This is a genomic window from Neobacillus sp. B24, from assembly GCF_055381825.1.
Genome location: NZ_AP035777.1, coordinates 3,469,475 through 3,490,326, shown reverse-complemented (window position 1 = coordinate 3,490,326; position 20,852 = coordinate 3,469,475). Strand labels below are relative to the sequence as shown.

Here is a 20,852-nt window from a genome sequence, read left to right as displayed (position 1 = left end):
TATATGGATGAGCAAAGCGATTATTGCCCCGCTGCCGGGAGTATTTTACCGGCGCCCTTCTCCTGACCAACCGGATTTTGTCAGGGAAGGAGAGGTGGTTAAACCCGGAGATACTGTAGGCTTAATCGAAATTATGAAAACCTTTTATGAGTTGAAGGCTGAAGAAGCTGGAGTTGTGGGGAATTTTTTAGTAAGCAATGAGGATATTGTTGATGCCGGTCAGGAAATTGTCCTGTTAAAATAGTGAGGTGATTACTGGGGATGAAGGTCGATTTGAATTGCGATATGGGTGAGAGTTTCGGACTCTACCAAATTGGCAATGACGAAGAGATGATGAAATACATTACTTCTGCCAATATCGCATGCGGGTTCCACGGCGGCGACCCGCATGTGATGAATCGGACTGTGCTTCTGGCGAAAAAATACGGCGCAGCTATTGGCGCCCATCCCGGGTTTCCGGACTTAATGGGATTTGGCCGCCGTTATATGAGCTGCACCCCTGATGAGGTAAAGGATTACGTCATTTATCAGATGGGTGCTCTTAAAGGATTCGCGGATCGGCACGAGTTGGTACTGCAGCACTGCAAGCCGCACGGTGCGCTTTTCATGATGGCGATGAGTGATGAAAAACTCGCCCGGGCAATACTAGAAGGGATCGCCGGTTTTTCCGAAAAAATGATCGTGTTTGCATTAAATAATTCTGCGGTGGCGCATGTCGGCAAGGAGATGGGCATCCCGATTGCAAAAGAAGTTTACGCTGACCGGGAACATACATTAGATGGATCGATTATCCTGACTAGGACGGGGCCGACGATTCAAAGCTACGAGGACATGGCTCGGCGAGTTGTGAGAATGGTAGAGGAAAAAAAGGTATTTACACCTGATGGGGATGAAGCGCCGGTAGAGGTTCAGACCGTCTGTATCCACGGAGACACCGTCGGGGCGCCAGAATTAATCAGGCAAATTCGGATAGCGTTGGAAGTGGCGGGGATAACTGTGGAACCGGTAAAGGATATATTATAAAAGCCACTTTTTAATAAAAACTCATGAAAATGGCTTATAGAACGATTCTATTAGACAGAATTGGTTTGGTCTATGTTCGATTTGTCTTATAGAACCCGTCTAAAAGACAAAAAAGATACTATCAGGGCTCAAACTGTCTTATAGAAGGATCCTATTAGACAAAATCGCCCATACCCATAAAAAAATGTCTATTAATAAAAAAACCAGTACCATCTGCTAATCAGCTGGTGCTGGTTTTAATTAATCGGAAAAATAATTTTATCTACTAAGTCAGGCATATCAATAAACGAATCTTCATAGGGGAAATTTGACCTCGCAATATTGCACTCCGGTTCGCAAACAAAAAGGTGATGCAAATCGCCCTTCATCGGTTCTACCGCTCCGAACCAGGATTGCGGCACAATATGCTCGGTGTTCATCTTTAACGTACGCTCGGATAATTTCAATTCTCTAAAAGACCCGAACTATTATACTGGTAAGCGAGGAAAATTGAAAAATCTGTCTGTTATCCTCACTTGAATTTTTTTATCAGTAAAAGCTACAATATAGTACATATGACTAAAGAAAGAAGTAGGTAAGAACATGATTGCAAAGACAGAAGAAGATTTTAACGGTTTAAAGGAAATTGGCAGGATTTGCGGGATGATCAGGGACGAACTGGTCCGTCGTACAAAACCGGGCATCACGACAAAAGAACTTGACGAAATTGCGGGTGAGCTTTTTCAAAAAGAAGGAGCGGTATCAGCACCCAATGGAGAATATGATTTCCCTGGCTACACCTGCATAAGTGTGAATGAGGAGGTTGCCCACGGAATTCCCGGCAGCCGTGTCATCAAGGAAGGGGACCTGGTCAATATCGACGTGTCAGGTTCTAAAAATGGCTATTTCGCTGATACTGGTATTTCCATTGTAGTTGGTAATGGTGATGAAGTCCTGAAGCGACTCTGTGAAGTGGCCAAATTGGCGTTTGAGGAGGGCTTAAAAAAAGCAAAGCCCGGTTCACGAAAAAGTGCTCTAGGCAAAGCGGTGGTGAAAACGGCAAGAAATCACGGTTTTACAGTCATTGAAAACCTGACCGGACACGGTATTGGCCGCACGATCCACGAAGAGCCAGAGTATATTTACAATTATTATGAGCCTTCAGATGATGAACTGTTGAAGGACGGAATGGTCATTGCCTTTGAACCGTTTATTTCCACTTTTGATGAAGAAGTTGTTGAAAAAGGTGACGGCTGGACTTATATAACGGAGCAAAGCTTTGTCGCCCAGTACGAACAAACGATGATCCTGACGAAGAACGGTCCGATTATTACGACACTTTAATGGAGGGAACGCTGTAAGTTTTACAGCGTTTTTTTTCTTACATAAGTTTGTTGGAATATTCTATCTTTTGTACAATGGATGAAGAGGAGGAGAGAATATGAGGACCGAAAAAGAAATGTTTGAGTTAATCCTTGGCACAGCAAAAAATGACGTACGCATCCGCGCCGTGTTAATGGGCGGGTCACGGACAAATCCCAATGCCAAAAAGGATTTTTTCCAGGATTATGACATTATTTATATTGTGAAGAACATAGAATCGTTTACCTCTGATCTTCGCTGGGTTGACCGGTTTGGTGAGCGAATCATGATGCAGATGCCAGAGGACATGGGGACGCCGCCACCATCTAATCTTGGACAATTTGTCTATCTAATGTGGTTTAAGGATGGAAACCGCATCGATTTAACGTTGATTCCTTTGGAGAGAATGGGTGAGCTGCTACACCCGGAAAGTCTGAGAACCGTACTGCTTGATAAGGACGGAATCATCGGAGAGCTGCCTCCGTCGAGCGACAAAGATTTTCATGTTAAGAGGCCTTCGGAAAAAGAGTTCCAGGATGTTTGCAATGAATTTTGGTGGATCTGCCTGAATATCAGCAAAGGCCTGTGGCGTGAAGAACTGCCTTATACAAAGTTCATGTTCGAACAGATAAACCGGAATGTACTTCACCAAATGCTAGGCTGGTCAATTGGAGGTAGGACCGATTTTTCAATAGGCATTGGCTCTTTTGGGAAGTACTTAAAAAGGTACTTGGAAGAGGATGAATGGGTGGTTTACACTGATACCTTTGCCGATGCTAATGAAGAAAACATCTGGGAATCTCTCTTTGCTATGTGCGATCTGTTTCGGAAAACGGCCATTCATGTTGCCGGGCATTTTGGGTACGAATATCCCTATGAGGACGATAAAAATGTGTCGGCCCATTTAGTCCATATTAGAAATCTCCCCAAAAATGCGAATGAAATGTATTAGAGTTTTTTGAAAAAATGGTAAACTAGTAAAAAAGTAAAAGTGAGGCTCACTATGATTAAAGCAATTTTCTTTGATTTGGATGATACATTGCTATGGGATCAAAAGAGTGTGAAGGAAGCGTTTGTGGCTACGTGCAAAGTGGCAGAAGATCGTTATGGAGTGGACCCTAATTTACTAGAGGAAGCAGTTAGGGAAGCGGCACGAAATTTATATTCTTCTTATGAGACATATGCATTCACACAAATGATTGGAATTAATCCGTTCGAAGGGTTGTGGGGGAATTTTCTCGATGACCAGGATGATTTTAGGAAAATGAAAGAAATCGTGCCTGGTTACCGTAAAGATGCATGGACTGCGGGGGTAAAGGCACTTGGGATTGATGATCCCGATTTTGGCCTCGAACTAGCGGAGCGGTTCCCACAGGAACGCCGAAAATTGCCGTTTGTCTACGATGAAACGTTTGCCACGCTGGAGGCTCTTAAAGGAAAATATCAATTGCTGCTATTAACCAATGGTTCACCAGACCTGCAACATACAAAACTAGCAATCACACCCGAATTGGTTCCTTATTTTGATTTTATTGTGATTTCCGGTGATTATGGAAGAGGAAAGCCGGATCCCGGCATTTTTGAACATGCCCTTTCCCTGACAGGACTTGAAAAGGAAGAAGTCATCATGGTAGGGGACAACTTGATGACAGATATTCTCGGTGCCAACCGTGCCGGAATCAAATCGGTTTGGATTAACCGCCATAATAAAGAGCGTAATGAAGTGGTCCCAACCTTTGAAATCCAACACTTGCAAGAGCTTTTTCCAATTATTGAAAAGTAAGCTGCCATTTTGGGCGGCTTTTTCTTTTGGAAAAAATCTTTTTTATTTGTTGTAACTTCTATCCCTTTTTCTCCGACTACTTGAGTGAAAACTAAAAATATACAAAAAAGGGGTTAATGAAATGTTAAATAAAAAGTGGTTAATCGCTGCTGGTTCTTTGCTAGTGTTTGGGCTTTTAACAGGATGCGGGACAGCGTCCAATTCAAACGAAAAAAGCAGTGGTGCAAAGGCAGAAGCACCAAAGCAAGATGAAGCAACCGCCAAATTCGCGGCAACATTCGAAACTTCCGAACAAAACAATTCTCTAAACGTCAGGTATACTGTAAAAAATACTTCAGAAGAATCGCAAAAGCTATCGTTTTCCGATGGATTAAAAGTAGACTACATTTTGTATGATGGTCAGGGAAAAAAACTTCGTCAGTTTTCAGATAGTGCTATTGTTACACAAGCCATTGAGGAAGTAACGCTTGGAAAAGATAAAGAATTTTCAAGAGATTTTACGATTGAAGATGTATACAATGGCGAATATATTTTGGAGGTTTTCTTAACAGCCAAAGAGGAACAGGCAAAGGTATCCAGGCATGTGCTTATAAAACAATCTGCCGCAAAGGTGTCAGGTGAATATATTGGGCAAGCCGACCCGCATACGGTCGAACTAAAGGTTAATGGCAAAGAGACGGCTTATCAGCTTTCCGATGAAGCAATGCAACAAATACCATCGTTTAAGAAAGGTGATCAGGTTACCGTTGTTTATAAAACCAATGAAAACAACCAAATGGTGATAGAGAAATTTTTGGTAGAGTAGTCATTCTAAAAGGGCAATGATCTTCGCTGATTATTGCCTTTTTAGTTTCCAATGTTCACAAGTTGTTAATATTTCACTTGTTAAGAATGATTTTAATCACAAACTCTGCACGAAATAAATGATATTTTTTCATTAAGAATTATTTTCAATTAAGTATTTCGTGAAGGAGAATACCGATGAGTGAAATTATTAATAACCGGGAACAAGTAACTTTTAACAATACAGAACGTATGGAAACATTAAAATCAATCTTTAAAGATCTTCATAATGGGAGAAATCTCGATGAGGTCAAGGCGCATTTTGACGCTTTTATCGGAAAAGTAACGATTGAAGAACTTTCTGAGCTCCAGCTTGAATTCGTAAACGAGGGTATTATGCCAGCAGACGAATTAATGCGGCTTTATACACAGCACACCGGGATTTTTATGGGTAGAATTGAAGAGGAGCAGCGCCCTCAAAGGCCTGAGGACCAGCCAGGGCATCCTGTTCATACCTTTATTTTGGAAAATAGAGAACTGGATAAGCTCGTGAAAACAAAGCTTCAAGTTCATCTTTGGCAGTTTGAAAAAGAAGCTTCAGATGGAAATGTCTACCAGATTCTCGAGGATATTAACCTTCTATTAGACATTCAAAAGCACTTTAGCCGTAAAGAAAATTTAATTTTCCCGTATTTGGAGAAGTACGGCATCTACGGTCCGACCAACAACATGTGGAGAATCGATGATTTTATCGTCGATGCAATAAAAGAAGCCCGGAGTAACCTAGCCGGATATGATGGTGATAAAAAGGCAATTGTCGAAGCGGTTAACTGGATCATGGAAGAAGTCACGGCGATGATTTATCGTGAAGAAAATATTCTGTTCCCAATGGCGCTGAAAAACTTTACGGAAGATGAGTGGATCAAAATTGCCCATGAAAGCGATGAAATCGGCTACTGTTTAACAGAGCCTGCAGCGGAGTGGAAACCAGAACGGAAAGCTCTTGACGAAAAGGCGATTTCGGAAGGGTATATTAAGATGGAAACTGGCATTCTGTCATTAAAACAGCTGGAACTGCTGCTCAACCATTTACCGGTTGACATCACCTTCATTGATCATGAGGATGTGGTCCGCTACTTCACACACGGGAAGGAACGTATCTTTGCCCGCACCAAAGCGATTATTGGCCGTACAGTGCAAAATTGCCACCCGCCAAGAAGCGTCCATGTTGTTGAAGATCTGTTAGCAGATTTCAAAGCAGGCAGGAAGGATAGCGAGGATTTCTGGATTAAAGCGCGAGATAAATACGTGCTTATTCGTTACTTTGCGGTTCGTGACGAAAACGGAACATATATGGGTACAATGGAGTTTACGCAAAACATCGGCCCGATTAAGGAAATCGAAGGCGAGAAACGGATATTGTCTGAATAAATGAGACCGGCAAGCCCCCCTCAAGGTAGTAGTGAGGGGGGTTATTTAATTTCTGCCAACTGTCGCATAACTTGTCTTTACTGTCATATAACCAGTATTTACTGTCGTATAACTTGTCTTTACTGTCTTATAACCCGTATTTACTGTCTTATAACCGGTTCCAACTGTCGCATAACATTGTTTAACTGTCAGTCCCATTTGCCTGAGGCAAAATCATTGGCATAAATAGAAAATTCAGGTAATCTTTAAAGGACTTTTTGAAAAATTTAAAAATAATCCTTTTCAAAAAGACCCGGAGGACATAATATTGTAATCTACATCCAGAAAAAAGGAGAACGATGAATGACAGAAACTAAAATTAGGCAAGGTCCAATCGTCGCATTGTTATTGGCAGGAACTTTTATTTCAATCCTGAATCAAACGTTAATGATCACAGCCATTCCGCCAATCATGCATGAAATGAACATTACCGCTAACAGCGCCCAATGGCTGACGACGATCTTTATGCTGGTGAACGGGATTATGATTCCGGTTAGTGCATTTTTAATTGAACGTTTTACTACAAGACAGCTGTTTATAACTGCAATGAGTGTGTTTACTGTCGGGACTTTAGTCTGCAGTATTGCACCAAACTTCGAAATGCTTCTGGTTGGAAGAGTCATTCAGTCATGCGGAGCTGGTGTAATGCTACCATTGATGCAGACTGTATTTTTAATGATATTTCCAGTAAATAGACGCGGTGCCGCCATGGGATTGGTCGGTCTCGTGATTTCCTTTGCACCGGCAATTGGCCCGGCATTATCAGGCTGGGTAACATCCCATTATTCATGGCGGGTGTTATTTTTTATCATTTTACCAATAGCCCTTATTGATATTGTAATCGCATTTCTTACATTAAAAAATGTAACGGAAGTTTCCAAACCGAAAGTGGATGTCCTTTCAATTATCCTTTCTTCATTTGGTTTTGGTGGACTTCTTTATGGATTTACGTCCGCCGGTAATTTCGGTTGGTTACATTCGATTACTCTTGTTTCCTTGGGAATTGGCAGCCTTGTTCTATTCCTGTTTATTTTCCGGCAGTTCCGCTTAAAACATCCAATGCTCGAGTTTAGAGTTTTTGTTTATTCGGTTTTCCCGCATGCCATTATTATCGGCATGATTGGGTTTATGGGTTTAATCGGTGCTGAGACGATTATTCCGTTATTTATGCAGAATATGCGAGGATTTTCAGCATTTGATGCCGGTCTGGCCTTGTTACCTGGAGCGTTAATCAGTGGGTTTATGGCTCCGTTTATTGGCAGGGTATTTGATAGAGTGGGTGCAAAGTGGCTTGTTATTGTTGGGTTAATCATCGTAACGGCCTCTTCCTTTGCCTTTACAAATCTGGGTCCCGCAACAAGTATGACGTTTATTACGGTCATGTATGGCATCCGGATGTTCGGATTGTCGATGGTGATGATGCCTGTTGCTACTGCCGCTTTAAATCAGCTGCCAAAGCGATTAATTCCTCACGGCGCAGCGATGGATAATACCATGAAAATGATTGCTGCTTCAGTTGGTACCGCGATTCTTGTGACCGTAATGACAACAACAGCCGAGACTGCGGCACAACGCCCGGAGATCTCCAATCCGGACATGTATGGAGCCAACATGGCGTTTATGGTTGTTGCCGTACTTTCGTTGGCAACCCTTATTCTTTCTTTATTTATAAAAAATAGCCATGCGGCTGAGGAAGAACAACCAAAGAGAAAAATGAAAGTCAATATGCAGGAGTAATTCGAAGACATATGCTGTTAGGGCATATGTCTTCTGTTTTATTAAATGGAAAAATTTATGCATTGTTCAGTTCAATTTAGCGTGATAAGATAGTAAACATTCCGCTGAAACAAGTTGGAATTAAAAAATCTGGTTTTAACGAACTGGAAAAAATTGATGGTTGATATGTTGATAGAATTGCGATAAGATACTCATTGTCGCTTCTTTGACAGACGATAGTTCTTTGAAAACTAAACAAACAAAAACGTCAACAATAAAATTATTCATTCCTAAAAGAATGAAGCCAACGTAACATTTATGAGCTAATCAACTCATCTTTTCCCCGTATTAACGTGCAGTAATATCCTTCGGATAAACTGCACGTAAATACCCGGAAAATTCGACTAACCATCGCGGAAAAATCATCCGCGACGGAAGTCTCATTTTTTTGGAGAGTTTGATCCTGGCTCAGGACGAACGCTGGCGGCGTGCCTAATACATGCAAGTCGAGCGAATCAATAGGAGCTTGCTCCTGTTGATTAGCGGCGGACGGGTGAGTAACACGTGGGCAACCTGCCTGTAAGACTGGGATAACACCGGGAAACCGGTGCTAATACCGGATAATTCTTATCAACACATGTTGGTAAGCTGAAAGTCGGTTTACGCTGACACTTACGGATGGGCCCGCGGCGCATTAGCTAGTTGGTGAGGTAACGGCTCACCAAGGCGACGATGCGTAGCCGACCTGAGAGGGTGATCGGCCACACTGGGACTGAGACACGGCCCAGACTCCTACGGGAGGCAGCAGTAGGGAATCTTCCACAATGGACGAAAGTCTGATGGAGCAACGCCGCGTGAGCGAAGAAGGCCTTCGGGTCGTAAAGCTCTGTTGTCAGGGAAGAACAAGTATCGGAGTAACTGCCGGTACCTTGACGGTACCTGACCAGAAAGCCACGGCTAACTACGTGCCAGCAGCCGCGGTAATACGTAGGTGGCAAGCGTTGTCCGGAATTATTGGGCGTAAAGCGCGCGCAGGCGGTCCTTTAAGTCTGATGTGAAAGCCCACGGCTCAACCGTGGAGGGTCATTGGAAACTGGGGGACTTGAGTGCAGAAGAGGAAAGCGGAATTCCACGTGTAGCGGTGAAATGCGTAGAGATGTGGAGGAACACCAGTGGCGAAGGCGGCTTTCTGGTCTGTAACTGACGCTGAGGCGCGAAAGCGTGGGGAGCAAACAGGATTAGATACCCTGGTAGTCCACGCCGTAAACGATGAGTGCTAAGTGTTAGGGGGTTTCCGCCCCTTAGTGCTGCAGCTAACGCATTAAGCACTCCGCCTGGGGAGTACGGCCGCAAGGCTGAAACTCAAAGGAATTGACGGGGGCCCGCACAAGCGGTGGAGCATGTGGTTTAATTCGAAGCAACGCGAAGAACCTTACCAGGTCTTGACATCCTCTGACACTCCTAGAGATAGGACTTTCCCCTTCGGGGGACAGAGTGACAGGTGGTGCATGGTTGTCGTCAGCTCGTGTCGTGAGATGTTGGGTTAAGTCCCGCAACGAGCGCAACCCTTGATCTTAGTTGCCAGCATTTAGTTGGGCACTCTAAGGTGACTGCCGGTGACAAACCGGAGGAAGGTGGGGATGACGTCAAATCATCATGCCCCTTATGACCTGGGCTACACACGTGCTACAATGGATGGTACAAAGGGCTGCAAAACCGCGAGGTTGAGCCAATCCCATAAAACCATTCTCAGTTCGGATTGCAGGCTGCAACTCGCCTGCATGAAGCCGGAATCGCTAGTAATCGCGGATCAGCATGCCGCGGTGAATACGTTCCCGGGCCTTGTACACACCGCCCGTCACACCACGAGAGTTTGTAACACCCGAAGTCGGTGGGGTAACCGTAAGGAGCCAGCCGCCTAAGGTGGGACAGATGATTGGGGTGAAGTCGTAACAAGGTAGCCGTATCGGAAGGTGCGGCTGGATCACCTCCTTTCTAAGGAATAGTTAGTCCTTACGGACTAATAAAACGTTGATTGTTTTCTGTTTGTTTAGTTTTGAGGGAATTATTCTCTCAAAGCTTTTTTATTCGTTCTTTGAAAACTAGATAATCGTAAGAAGAAGTAACCAAGTAAAAACCGAGTGATCGCCATTTTAGTTTTTCTCTCTAATGAATGTTAGAGTAAAACCTTTTAGGTTAAGTTAGAAATGGCGCACGGTGGATGCCTTGGCACTAGGAGCCGATGAAGGACGGGACTAACACCGATATGCTTCGGGGAGCTGTAAGTAAGCTTTGATCCGGAGATTTCCGAATGGGGGAACCCACTGCTCGTAATGGAGCAGTATCTTTACCTGAATACATAGGGTATGGAAGGCAGACCCGGGGAACTGAAACATCTAAGTACCCGGAGGAAGAGAAAGCAAACGCGATTCCCTGAGTAGCGGCGAGCGAAACGGGAACAGCCCAAACCGAAAGGCTTGCCTTTCGGGGTTGTAGGACACTCAACATGGAGTTACAAAGGAACGGGGTAAATGAAGCGGCCTGGAAAGGCCAGCCGTAGAAGGTAAAAGCCCTGTAGTTGAAACTTCGTTCCCTCCTGAGTGGATCCTGAGTACGGCCGGACACGTGAAATCCGGTCGGAAGCAGGGAGGACCATCTCCCAAGGCTAAATACTCCCTAGTGACCGATAGTGAACCAGTACCGTGAGGGAAAGGTGAAAAGCACCCCGGAAGGGGAGTGAAATAGTACCTGAAACCGTGTGCCTACAAGTAGTCAAAGCCCATTCATGGGTAATGGCGTGCCTTTTGTAGAATGAACCGGCGAGTTACGATTACATGCGAGGTTAAGTTGAAAAGACGGAGCCGCAGCGAAAGCGAGTCTGAATAGGGCGTCATAGTATGTAGTCGTAGACCCGAAACCAGGTGATCTACCCATGTCCAGGGTGAAGTCCAGGTAACACTGGATGGAGGCCCGAACCCACGCACGTTGAAAAGTGCGGGGATGAGGTGTGGGTAGCGGAGAAATTCCAATCGAACTTGGAGATAGCTGGTTCTCTCCGAAATAGCTTTAGGGCTAGCCTCACGTAGTAAGAGTCTTGGAGGTAGAGCACTGTTTGGACTAGGGGCCCTCATCGGGTTACCGAATTCAGACAAACTCCGAATGCCAATGACTTATCCGTGGGAGTCAGACTGCGAGTGATAAGATCCGTAGTCAAAAGGGAAACAGCCCAGACCACCAGCTAAGGTCCCAAAGTATACGTTAAGTGGAAAAGGATGTGGAGTTGCTTAGACAACCAGGATGTTGGCTTAGAAGCAGCCACCATTTAAAGAGTGCGTAATAGCTCACTGGTCGAGTGACTCTGCGCCGAAAATGTACCGGGGCTAAACGTATCACCGAAGCTGTGGGTGGACACCGTCTGGTGTCCGCGGTAGGAGAGCGTTCTAAGGGCGTTGAAGCTAGACCGTAAGGACTGGTGGAGCGCTTAGAAGTGAGAATGCCGGTATGAGTAGCGAAAGACGGGTGAGAATCCCGTCCACCGTATGCCTAAGGTTTCCTGAGGAAGGCTCGTCCGCTCAGGGTTAGTCGGGACCTAAGCCGAGGCCGAAAGGCGTAGGCGATGGACAACAGGTTGATATTCCTGTACCACCTCTTTATCGTTTGAGTGATGGGGGGACGCAGGAGGATAGGGTAAGCGCGCTGCTGGTTATGCGCGTGTAAGCAGTTAGGCTGAGAAGTAGGAAAATCCGCTTCTCGCAAAGGCTGAGCTGTGATGCCGAGGGAAATATAGTACCGAAGTTCCTGATTCCACACTGCCAAGAAAAGCCTCTAGCGATGATATTAGGTGCCCGTACCGCAAACCGACACAGGTAGGCGAGGAGAGAATCCTAAGGTGAGCGAGAGAACTCTCGTTAAGGAACTCGGCAAAATGACCCCGTAACTTCGGGAGAAGGGGTGCTCATTACGGTGAATAGCTGTGATGAGCCGCAGTGAATAGGCCCAGGCGACTGTTTAGCAAAAACACAGGTCTCTGCGAAGCCGCAAGGCGAAGTATAGGGGCTGACGCCTGCCCGGTGCTGGAAGGTTAAGAGGAGGGGTTAGCGCAAGCGAAGCTCTGAATCGAAGCCCCAGTAAACGGCGGCCGTAACTATAACGGTCCTAAGGTAGCGAAATTCCTTGTCGGGTAAGTTCCGACCCGCACGAAAGGCGTAACGATCTGGGCACTGTCTCAACGAGAGACTCGGTGAAATTATAGTACCTGTGAAGATGCAGGTTACCCGCGACAGGACGGAAAGACCCCGTGGAGCTTTACTGTAGCCTGATATTGAATTTTGGTACAGCTTGTACAGGATAGGTAGGAGCCTGAGAAGCCGGAGCGCCAGCTTCGGTGGAGGCGTCGGTGGGATACTACCCTGGCTGTATTGAAATTCTAACCCGCACCCCTGATCGGGGTGGGAGACAGTGTCAGGTGGGCAGTTTGACTGGGGCGGTCGCCTCCCAAAGAGTAACGGAGGCGCCCAAAGGTTCCCTCAGAATGGTTGGAAATCATTCGTAGAGTGTAAAGGCACAAGGGAGCTTGACTGCGAGACCTACAAGTCGAGCAGGGACGAAAGTCGGGCTTAGTGATCCGGTGGTTCCGCATGGAAGGGCCATCGCTCAACGGATAAAAGCTACCCCGGGGATAACAGGCTTATCTCCCCCAAGAGTCCACATCGACGGGGAGGTTTGGCACCTCGATGTCGGCTCATCGCATCCTGGGGCTGTAGTCGGTCCCAAGGGTTGGGCTGTTCGCCCATTAAAGCGGTACGCGAGCTGGGTTCAGAACGTCGTGAGACAGTTCGGTCCCTATCCGTCGTGGGCGCAGGAAATTTGAGAGGAGCTGTCCTTAGTACGAGAGGACCGGGATGGACGCACCGCTGGTGTACCAGTTGTCTTGCCAAAGGCATCGCTGGGTAGCTATGTGCGGACGGGATAAGTGCTGAAAGCATCTAAGCATGAAGCCCCCCTCAAGATGAGATTTCCCATAGCGTCAAGCTAGTAAGATCCCTGAAAGATGATCAGGTTGATAGGTCAGAGGTGGAAGCATGGTGACATGTGGAGCTGACTGATACTAATCGATCGAGGACTTAACCAAATAGAAAAGCGGAGGCGACTGTCCAACTTCGACAGACGTTGGAGGGCTGGCACAGCAAATCCCGGTTTTGGATTTGTTGGGACGGACCGAAACGGCCGAGAAGTTAGGAGCCGAAGCTAGACAAGTTATAATGATTATTCGGTTTACAATTACTTCTTCTACATTATCTAGTTTTGAGGGAATGAACCTCAAATAAATAGTCCGGTAACAATGGCGAGAAGGTCACACCCGTTCCCATACCGAACACGGAAGTTAAGCTTCTCAGCGCCGATGGTAGTTGGGGCGAAAGCCCCTGTGAGAGTAGGACGCTGCCGGGCAAACAAAAGACAACCTGAAAGATGGTTGTCTTTTTTGTGTTTCAAATAGGTGAACTATTTGATTTAAAATTAAAGTAATAAATAAATTTCATAATGTGGCGGCTCCGCCAGCTGTGCTTTTTTTAACTTTCCCTCTTTGATTAATTCCTGTAAATTCTTCTCAATTTCCATACTTGAAGTCTCCAATAAATCTGCCAATTTTACTGAGGAAAGAGATACATGCTTTGGTTTTTTAGTAGAAGATGTAATCATCGCACATACTCGTCTGTATAATTCTTCTTTCTCCATTTAGACATTCCTTTCTACCTTCATCTTTACATAGTTTCTTCATTAAAAACTGTCCTATTCCCAATGAAGGTTCACCAATTATGTTGTCATGATATTCCGTTAGATGTAAATAATAAAACCAATTAAAAGGGGGCAAAAATAATGGGATTCCATAGTCAACAACGGATTGCTGAACTGTCAATGGAAGCAAGGCACGAAAAGCGGGTCTGCCGATTCAAGGGCAGTTAAGCTAGCTGATTTTGTTCCTGTGTTTATTGGCAATGCCATTGGTAGGAGTATGTTTGTCGCAGCCATCTATTAGCTCGCCTATATCCAACCTATAAAACAGGAGGAGCCTGCGACTGAAAATAACCTCTATCAAATAAATAATCGGAGAATAAGGAGGTAAAAATGAGCGAGAAGAATTTTTCAATCAAAATTAATGGAATAGAGTATAGTGCGAAACCCGGGCAGACCATTCTGGACGTAGCTCAATCACAAGATTATTACATTCCGAGTATTTGTTATCATCCCAATCTGGGGACAATTCAGACATGTGATACGTGCTTTGTCAGTGCAGGAGGGGACCTTGTCAGGGCCTGTGCTACCAAAGCAGAACCGGGCATGGAGGTCGATACTCTCTCAAAGCCGGTGAAAGATGCGCAGTATGAAGCAATGTCGAGAATCTTAAAAAATCATGAATTATACTGTACAGTCTGTGATAACAACAACGGAAATTGTGTGGTACATAATACAGCGGAATATCTGGAAATCGAACACCAAAAATACAAATTTGAAGCAAAACCATATCCTCCTGACAACTCACACCCTTTCTACCGGTATGAACCGGACCAATGCATTCTGTGCGGCAGATGTGTAGAGGCATGCCAAGATCTTCAGGTAAACGAAACATTAACGATTGATTGGAGCAGACAAGCTCCACGGGTCATTTGGGATAACGATGTCCCGATTGATCAGTCGTCCTGCGTGTCTTGCGGCCATTGTGTCACTGTTTGTCCTTGTAATGCCTTAATGGAAAAATCAATGCTGGGAGAAGCAGGGTACTTAACAAAAATACCACCAAAAATACTGGAGCCAATGATCGATATTACGAAGGAAGTAGAACCTGGTTACAAGGAGATTTTTGCGATCTCTGAAATGGAAGCGGCCATGCGGAAATCCAGGATTAAACGAACGAAAACCGTCTGCACCTATTGCGGTGTCGGCTGCAGCTTCGAAGTCTGGACGAAGGACCGCCATATTTTAAAAATTGAACCGCAGGCAGAAGCCCCTGTAAATGGGATATCTACTTGCGTGAAAGGGAAATGGGGCTGGGATTTTGTCAATAGTGAGGAACGCCTGAAAAAACCATTAATCAGAAAGGGCGATGAGTTTGTCGAAGCAACGTGGGATGAAGCATTAAATCTTGTAGCTACCAAACTTGGTGCCATAAAGGAAGAACATGGTGCGGATTCTATTGGTTATATTGCTTCCTCTAAATGTTCCAATGAAGAAAATTACCTATTTCAAAAATTTACCCGAGCCATTATGGGAACAAATAACGTGGATAACTGCTCAAGGTACTGTCAGTCTCCTGCCACTGCAGGGTTAATGAGGACGGTAGGAATCGGCGGTGATGCAGGGACAATGAGAGATATTGAAAAGTCCGATTTAATTATTATTGTCGGTGCGAATCCCGCAGAGTCACATCCGGTATTGGCGACTAAAATTAAACGGTCTCACAAGCTATATGGCCAGAAATTAATGGTTGCAGATTTGCGGAAAAATGAATTAGCAGAAAGAGCCGACCTTTTCCTACATCCAAAACCAAGTACGGACCTTATTTGGATATCTGCCGTGACCAAATACATTTTGGACCAAGGCTGGGAAGACAAAGAATTTTTGCGGAATCGTGTAAATGGTTTAGATAAATATGTAGACTCACTTGAAAAATATACCATCAGCTATGCTGCTGAGATGACTGGCCTATCACAAAATGAACTGATTCAAATAGCTGAGATGATTCATGAGGCAAAGTCAGCGTGTATATTATGGGCAATGGGTATAACCCAGCATATGGGTGCTACCGATGCTAGTACAGCGATTTCAAATTTATTGCTGATTACCGGAAATTATGGACGACCAGGAACAGGAGCTTACCCGTTGCGAGGGCACAATAATGTACAAGGTGCCTGTGATTTTGGAACCATGCCTGCATGGCTGCCAGGGTATCAGCCTATACAGGACGATCAGGCAAGGGAACGGTATGAAAAAGCGTGGGGTGTAACTCTGCCAAAGGATCCGGGACTTAATAATCATCAAATGATTGAGGGAGTCGATAAAGGGGAACTGAAAGCATTGTACCTATTTGGTGAAGATATGGCACTTGTCGACTCAAACTCCAATCATGTAGAGTCAGCATTTGAGAAACTTGAATTTTTCGTTGTTCAAGATGTTTTTTTCAGCAGAACAGCACAATATGCTGATGTCATCCTGCCTGCTGCCCCAAGCCTTGAGAAGGATGGAACTTTTACGAATACGGAAAGAAGAATTCAACGATTCCATAAGGTTTTTGAGCCATTGGGGGATGCAAAACCGGATTGGATGATTTTTCAGGAGTTGGCTAACCGGTTTGGTGCAAATTGGGATTATCAGCATCCAAGTGAGATTATGGCGGAGGTTGCTTCCCTAACCCCGATTTTTGCCGGAGTAAGTTATGAGCGATTGGAAGGCTGGAATAGCCAAATATGGCCTGTAAAACAAGACGGAAAAGACACGCCACTTTTATTTACAGATAAATTTGGTTTTCCGGATGGAAAGGCTCGGTTATATCCTGTTGACTGGACACCACCATTTGAAGCTGGAGAAGAATATGATTTGCATCTGAACAATGGCCGCTTACTGGAGCATTTCCATGAAGGAAATTTAACCTATCGTTCTGAAGGACTTACTCATAAAGTGCCTCATCCATGGTTGGATGTTTCACCTGAATTGGCCCAAGAACGGGGTCTTGAAGATGGATCGTTAGTTCGACTGACTTCCCCATATGGACATGTGGACGTTCGAGTAATGGTTACGAAGCGTGTAAAGGGAAATGAATTATATTTGACAATGAATTCAATGGAAGAAAGGGCAGCTGTAAACAGATTGACAAGTTCTTACCATGATCGAATCACTCATACCCCTAACTATAAAGAAATGGGTGTAAAAATGGAGGTTCTGGAAGTCAAAGGTGAACCGCCATTGCCAAAAGTGAATTACCGGTTTGGGAATCGAATTCCGCAGCTTAGTGTCAGAGTAGAGGAAAAATGGAGCCGCCCGGACTTTACACCAATTCCAGAATTCTTAGGTACGGAGGGGGATTCTTATGGCGAAACCAATCAGGCAAATTAATAAGGCGGTACCTGATCCTGTGGAAGAACAGGCGCAGGCGATTACTGACATTGTAAAGTCTTTGAGTGAAAACCGTGATGCCATCCTGACTACTTTAGGTATATTGAGACATCTACAGGATATGGGGGTATTAAATGCGTTGCATGGGCTTCTGGAGCAAAGAAATGAAATAGGGTCGCTTGCCATCCAGCAAATTAATCAGCCTGCGATGCATAATACGATAAAAAATGCTATCAATGTATTTAAATTTATAGGCTCTGTGAAGCCGGAGCAATTACAAGCGATTATTCAAGGAGTCAGTCAGGGATTCGAGCGGTCAATTGAAACGCTTCAAAAAGGAGAATCCCTAAGTTTATGGAAGCTTGGCAATAGCTTCCGGGACCCTGATGTCAAGGCCTCGTTAACCACTATGGTTGAATTCCTTCATGGAATGGGAGAAGTGTTCAACCAGGACCAAAGGAACCTGCATTAGGAAGGGGGAGTTTCTCAGTGAAGGAAGGAAGAATCAAGTTAGAGGGAGTTCACAATCCAGAGGATGCAGACAAAGTTCTTAACGCAATAAACGAAGTATGGGGTGTTCGACAGGCACAGTTCAACACTAATACAAGCTTAGCCATTTTCAGATACGATGAAAAAGCAGCGTCCCTCCAAGATTTTGAACAGGCTATTGTTGATACAGGTTTTAGAATGGCAAGAGCACCGGAAGAAAGGGGGAATTTATAATGCGAGTATGTGAAATTTGTGGACAAGAAGAGGAAATGGAGAATGGGAGTGAAAACAATCAAAGAAGAATTCTTCACGTCTGTGAAAATTGTCAAAACGACAGAAGACACGAATGAATAGCTTCAAGCTTCCAAAATTAACAAGGGTATCCTGGTTTCAGGGGATATCCTTGCCTTTCTCTTTCATGTAGTTAAGGAGAGATCGTTATGAAACCAATTGAAGTAAAACGGAGGACACTTCGTATTCATAATGGAAGTGCGGAACAAATGGAAGATTGTATCGTCACCGAATACCCGATAACGATTAAGCTTAACGGAGAAGAGTTTGCCACTTTGGTATGTACACCGGAGTATATAGAAGATTTGGTCATCGGTTTTTTAGCTTCGGAAGGGGTTATAAGAAGATATCAAGATATTGATGAACTTTGGATACAGGAGAAGGATGGATTCGTTCATGTAACTGCAAAAAATAATCCATATATGAAGGATTTCATCAGTAAAAGGTATATTACTTCTTGCTGCGGCATGAGCAGACAAGGATTTGTATTTGTAAATGATGCTCTAACAGCCAAAAGAATGAATGCGATGAAAGTTAGAATATCTGTAGAAGATACCTTTCGTTTAATGGATGATATGCAAAGTGCTGCGACGTTATTTCAACAGACCGGTGGTGTTCACAATGCTGCTTTATGTGATGTAAATGGAATGTTATTAAGCAGAATGGATATTGGACGGCACAATGCCCTGGATAAAATATACGGTTACAGTTTAAAAAACAACCTTTCTCTCGCGGATAAAATAATTGCATTCAGTGGCAGAATCTCTTCCGAAATACTAGTGAAAGTCGCCAAAATTGGCTGCGAGATCGTATTATCAAAATCCGCCCCGACAGAGCTAGCGCTGCAATTAGCTGAAGAATTGAGGATTACCACAATCGGGTTTATCCGAAACCAATCTTTAAACGTGTATACTTGTCCAGATCGAATTTTAAATGTATCAAATATATAGTGTAGATATTAGTATATAGTGAAAGAGACGACGGAATTTAAGTTCTGTTGTTTCTTTTTCGTATGGAATATATTACCTCTTGTTTGTATATGCTCATGGTGTTATTATATAAAAGTCGCTTATGAACAGCGTATTCATTCACTGACTCCAAATAAATTAGAAAAATTTGATGATTGATATGTTGGTAGATTTGCGATAAGATATTTATTGTCGCTTCTGACAGACAATAGTTCTTTGAAAACTAAACAAACAAAAACGTCAACAATAAAACATTCATTCCTAACGGAATGAAGCCAACGTAACATTTATGAGCTAATCAACTCATCTTTTTTGGAGAGTTTGATCCTGGCTCAGGACGAACGCTGGCGGCGTGCCTAATACATGCAAGTCGAGCGAATCAATAGGAGCTTGCTCCTGTTGGTTAGCGGCGGACGGGTGAGTAACACGTGGGCAACCTGCCTGTAAGACTGGGATAACACCGGGAAACCGGTGCTAATACCGGATAATTCTTATCAACACATGTTGGTAAGCTGAAAGTCGGTTTACGCTGACACTTACAGATGGGCCCGCGGCGCATTAGCTAGTTGGTGAGGTAACGGCTCACCAAGGCGACGATGCGTAGCCGACCTGAGAGGGTGATCGGCCACACTGGGACTGAGACACGGCCCAGACTCCTACGGGAGGCAGCAGTAGGGAATCTTCCACAATGGACGAAAGTCTGATGGAGCAACGCCGCGTGAGCGAAGAAGGCCTTCGGGTCGTAAAGCTCTGTTGTCAGGGAAGAACAAGTATCGGAGTAACTGCCGGTACCTTGACGGTACCTGACCAGAAAGCCACGGCTAACTACGTGCCAGCAGCCGCGGTAATACGTAGGTGGCAAGCGTTGTCCGGAATTATTGGGCGTAAAGCGCGCGCAGGCGGTCCTTTAAGTCTGATGTGAAAGCCCACGGCTCAACCGTGGAGGGTCATTGGAAACTGGGGGACTTGAGTGCAGAAGAGGAAAGCGGAATTCCACGTGTAGCGGTGAAATGCGTAGAGATGTGGAGGAACACCAGTGGCGAAGGCGGCTTTCTGGTCTGTAACTGACGCTGAGGCGCGAAAGCGTGGGGAGCAAACAGGATTAGATACCCTGGTAGTCCACGCCGTAAACGATGAGTGCTAAGTGTTAGGGGGTTTCCGCCCCTTAGTGCTGCAGCTAACGCATTAAGCACTCCGCCTGGGGAGTACGGCCGCAAGGCTGAAACTCAAAGGAATTGACGGGGGCCCGCACAAGCGGTGGAGCATGTGGTTTAATTCGAAGCAACGCGAAGAACCTTACCAGGTCTTGACATCCTCTGACACTCCTAGAGATAGGACTTTCCCCTTCGGGGGACAGAGTGACAGGTGGTGCATGGTTGTCGTCAGCTCGTGTCGTGAGATGTTGGGTTAAGTCCCGCAACGAGCGCAACCCTTGATCTTAGTTGCCAGCATTTAGTTGGGCACTCTAAGGTGACTGCCGGTGACAAACCGGAGGAAGGTGGGGATGACGTCAAATCATCATGCCCCTTATGACCTGGGCTACACACGTGCTACAATGGATGGTACAAAGGGCTGCAAAACCGCGAGGTTGAGCCAATCCCATAAAACCATTCTCAGTTCGGATTGCAGGCTGCAACTCGCCTGCATGAAGCCGGAATCGCTAGTAATCGCGGATCAGCATGCCGCGGTGAATACGTTCCCGGGCCTTGTACACACCGCCCGTCACACCACGAGAGTTTGTAACACCCGAAGTCGGTGGGGTAACCGTAAGGAGCCAGCCGCCTAAGGTGGGACAGATGATTGGGGTGAAGTCGTAACAAGGTAGCCGTATCGGAAGGTGCGGCTGGATCACCTCCTTTCTAAGGAATCGTTAGTCCTTA

At 45.0% G+C, this 20,852-nt stretch carries 13 protein-coding genes, 4 rRNA genes and 1 pseudogene; 16 read left to right on the top strand and 2 right to left on the bottom strand.

What is annotated here, in order from left to right:
* The first annotated feature begins 7 nt into the window (after positions 1–7).
* Together ACZ43M_RS17095 and ACZ43M_RS17090 are read left to right on the top strand one after the other, a co-directional pair.
* Positions 8–244 carry an acetyl-CoA carboxylase gene (locus tag ACZ43M_RS17095; protein ID WP_464503740.1) on the top strand — a complete coding sequence of 79 codons (237 nt, stop codon included), beginning with the start codon at positions 8–10 and terminating at the stop codon, positions 242–244.
* Positions 245–261: 17 nt separating this feature from the next.
* Positions 262–1,023 (top strand): LamB/YcsF family protein, encoded by a 762-nt coding sequence (locus ACZ43M_RS17090; RefSeq protein WP_464503739.1) that lies wholly within the window; start codon positions 262–264, stop codon positions 1,021–1,023.
* A 290-nt stretch (positions 1,024–1,313) separates the two neighbouring features.
* Here ACZ43M_RS17090 and ACZ43M_RS17085 read toward each other — a convergent pair.
* Positions 1,314–1,445: pseudogene (locus ACZ43M_RS17085) on the bottom strand (endonuclease); the annotation flags it as partial.
* 160 nt (positions 1,446–1,605) lie between these two features.
* On the opposite strand from ACZ43M_RS17085, the gene map reads away from it, so the two are divergent.
* The 9 genes from map (at position 1,606) to rrf (ending at position 13,564) form a co-directional block, all read left to right on the top strand.
* Entirely contained in the window at positions 1,606–2,346 is a 741-nt protein-coding gene (gene map / locus ACZ43M_RS17080; protein ID WP_464503738.1) for a type I methionyl aminopeptidase, read from the top strand.
* Between the two features lie 97 nt (positions 2,347–2,443).
* On the top strand, positions 2,444–3,316 hold the full coding sequence (locus ACZ43M_RS17075; RefSeq protein WP_464503737.1) for an aminoglycoside 6-adenylyltransferase: 873 nt from the start codon (positions 2,444–2,446) through the stop codon (positions 3,314–3,316).
* A gap of 51 nt (positions 3,317–3,367) precedes the next feature.
* Positions 3,368–4,147: an HAD family hydrolase gene (locus tag ACZ43M_RS17070; RefSeq protein WP_464503736.1), complete on the top strand. Its 780-nt coding sequence runs from the start codon at positions 3,368–3,370 to the stop codon at positions 4,145–4,147.
* A gap of 121 nt (positions 4,148–4,268) precedes the next feature.
* Entirely contained in the window at positions 4,269–4,952 is a 684-nt protein-coding gene (locus tag ACZ43M_RS17065) for a BsuPI-related putative proteinase inhibitor (protein WP_464503735.1), read from the top strand.
* 176 nt (positions 4,953–5,128) lie between these two features.
* A complete protein-coding gene (locus ACZ43M_RS17060; protein WP_464503734.1) occupies positions 5,129–6,361 on the top strand; it encodes a DUF438 domain-containing protein in 1,233 nt (410 codons plus the stop codon).
* A gap of 342 nt (positions 6,362–6,703) precedes the next feature.
* Complete coding sequence (locus ACZ43M_RS17055; RefSeq protein ID WP_464503733.1) at positions 6,704–8,137, top strand: MDR family MFS transporter; 1,434 nt, start codon at positions 6,704–6,706, stop codon at positions 8,135–8,137.
* A gap of 424 nt (positions 8,138–8,561) precedes the next feature.
* Positions 8,562–10,111, top strand: a 16S ribosomal RNA gene (locus tag ACZ43M_RS17050).
* Between the two features lie 199 nt (positions 10,112–10,310).
* Positions 10,311–13,247 (top strand): 23S ribosomal RNA (locus ACZ43M_RS17045).
* A gap of 200 nt (positions 13,248–13,447) precedes the next feature.
* Positions 13,448–13,564 (top strand): 5S ribosomal RNA (gene rrf, locus ACZ43M_RS17040).
* The 16S, 23S and 5S rRNA genes sit together here, the layout of an rRNA operon.
* Before the next feature lie 69 nt (positions 13,565–13,633).
* On the opposite strand, the gene ACZ43M_RS17035 is transcribed toward rrf, so the two are convergent.
* Positions 13,634–13,852 carry a hypothetical protein gene (locus ACZ43M_RS17035; protein WP_464503732.1) on the bottom strand — a complete coding sequence of 73 codons (219 nt, stop codon included), beginning with the start codon at positions 13,850–13,852 and terminating at the stop codon, positions 13,634–13,636.
* A 390-nt stretch (positions 13,853–14,242) separates the two neighbouring features.
* Here ACZ43M_RS17035 and fdhF point away from each other — a divergent pair, with 390 nt between their 5' ends.
* From fdhF to ACZ43M_RS17010, 5 genes are all read left to right on the top strand, one after another.
* Positions 14,243–17,224 carry a formate dehydrogenase subunit alpha gene (gene fdhF, locus ACZ43M_RS17030; RefSeq protein WP_464503731.1) on the top strand — a complete coding sequence of 994 codons (2,982 nt, stop codon included), beginning with the start codon at positions 14,243–14,245 and terminating at the stop codon, positions 17,222–17,224.
* A complete protein-coding gene (locus ACZ43M_RS17025; protein ID WP_464503730.1) occupies positions 17,199–17,696 on the top strand; it encodes a helical membrane plugin domain-containing protein in 498 nt (165 codons plus the stop codon). Before fdhF ends, ACZ43M_RS17025 begins: the two co-directional genes overlap by 26 nt.
* A gap of 17 nt (positions 17,697–17,713) precedes the next feature.
* The gene (locus ACZ43M_RS17020) at positions 17,714–17,947 is read left to right on the top strand and encodes a heavy-metal-associated domain-containing protein (protein WP_464503729.1); all 234 of its coding nucleotides are present in this window, start codon (positions 17,714–17,716) and stop codon (positions 17,945–17,947) included.
* Between the two features lie 206 nt (positions 17,948–18,153).
* Complete coding sequence (gene fdhD / locus ACZ43M_RS17015; protein ID WP_464503728.1) at positions 18,154–18,954, top strand: formate dehydrogenase accessory sulfurtransferase FdhD; 801 nt, start codon at positions 18,154–18,156, stop codon at positions 18,952–18,954.
* A 327-nt stretch (positions 18,955–19,281) separates the two neighbouring features.
* A 16S ribosomal RNA gene (locus ACZ43M_RS17010) occupies positions 19,282–20,831 on the top strand.
* Positions 20,832–20,852 lie beyond the last annotated feature (21 nt).

Excerpts from the sequence above, each read along its gene's own strand:
- ACZ43M_RS17095 (WP_464503740.1), top strand. The coding sequence starts at position 8 with ATGAGCAAAGCGATTATTGCCCCGCTGCCGGGAGTATTTTACCGGCGC.
- ACZ43M_RS17090 (WP_464503739.1), top strand. The coding sequence starts at position 262 with ATGAAGGTCGATTTGAATTGCGATATGGGTGAGAGTTTCGGACTCTAC.
- map (WP_464503738.1), top strand. The coding sequence starts at position 1,606 with ATGATTGCAAAGACAGAAGAAGATTTTAACGGTTTAAAGGAAATTGGC.
- ACZ43M_RS17075 (WP_464503737.1), top strand. The coding sequence starts at position 2,444 with ATGAGGACCGAAAAAGAAATGTTTGAGTTAATCCTTGGCACAGCAAAA.
- ACZ43M_RS17070 (WP_464503736.1), top strand. The coding sequence starts at position 3,368 with ATGATTAAAGCAATTTTCTTTGATTTGGATGATACATTGCTATGGGAT.
- ACZ43M_RS17065 (WP_464503735.1), top strand. The coding sequence starts at position 4,269 with ATGTTAAATAAAAAGTGGTTAATCGCTGCTGGTTCTTTGCTAGTGTTT.
- ACZ43M_RS17060 (WP_464503734.1), top strand. The coding sequence starts at position 5,129 with ATGAGTGAAATTATTAATAACCGGGAACAAGTAACTTTTAACAATACA.
- ACZ43M_RS17055 (WP_464503733.1), top strand. The coding sequence starts at position 6,704 with ATGACAGAAACTAAAATTAGGCAAGGTCCAATCGTCGCATTGTTATTG.
- ACZ43M_RS17035 (WP_464503732.1), bottom strand. The coding sequence starts at position 13,852 with ATGGAGAAAGAAGAATTATACAGACGAGTATGTGCGATGATTACATCT.
- fdhF (WP_464503731.1), top strand. The coding sequence starts at position 14,243 with ATGAGCGAGAAGAATTTTTCAATCAAAATTAATGGAATAGAGTATAGT.
- ACZ43M_RS17025 (WP_464503730.1), top strand. The coding sequence starts at position 17,199 with ATGGCGAAACCAATCAGGCAAATTAATAAGGCGGTACCTGATCCTGTG.
- fdhD (WP_464503728.1), top strand. The coding sequence starts at position 18,154 with ATGAAACCAATTGAAGTAAAACGGAGGACACTTCGTATTCATAATGGA.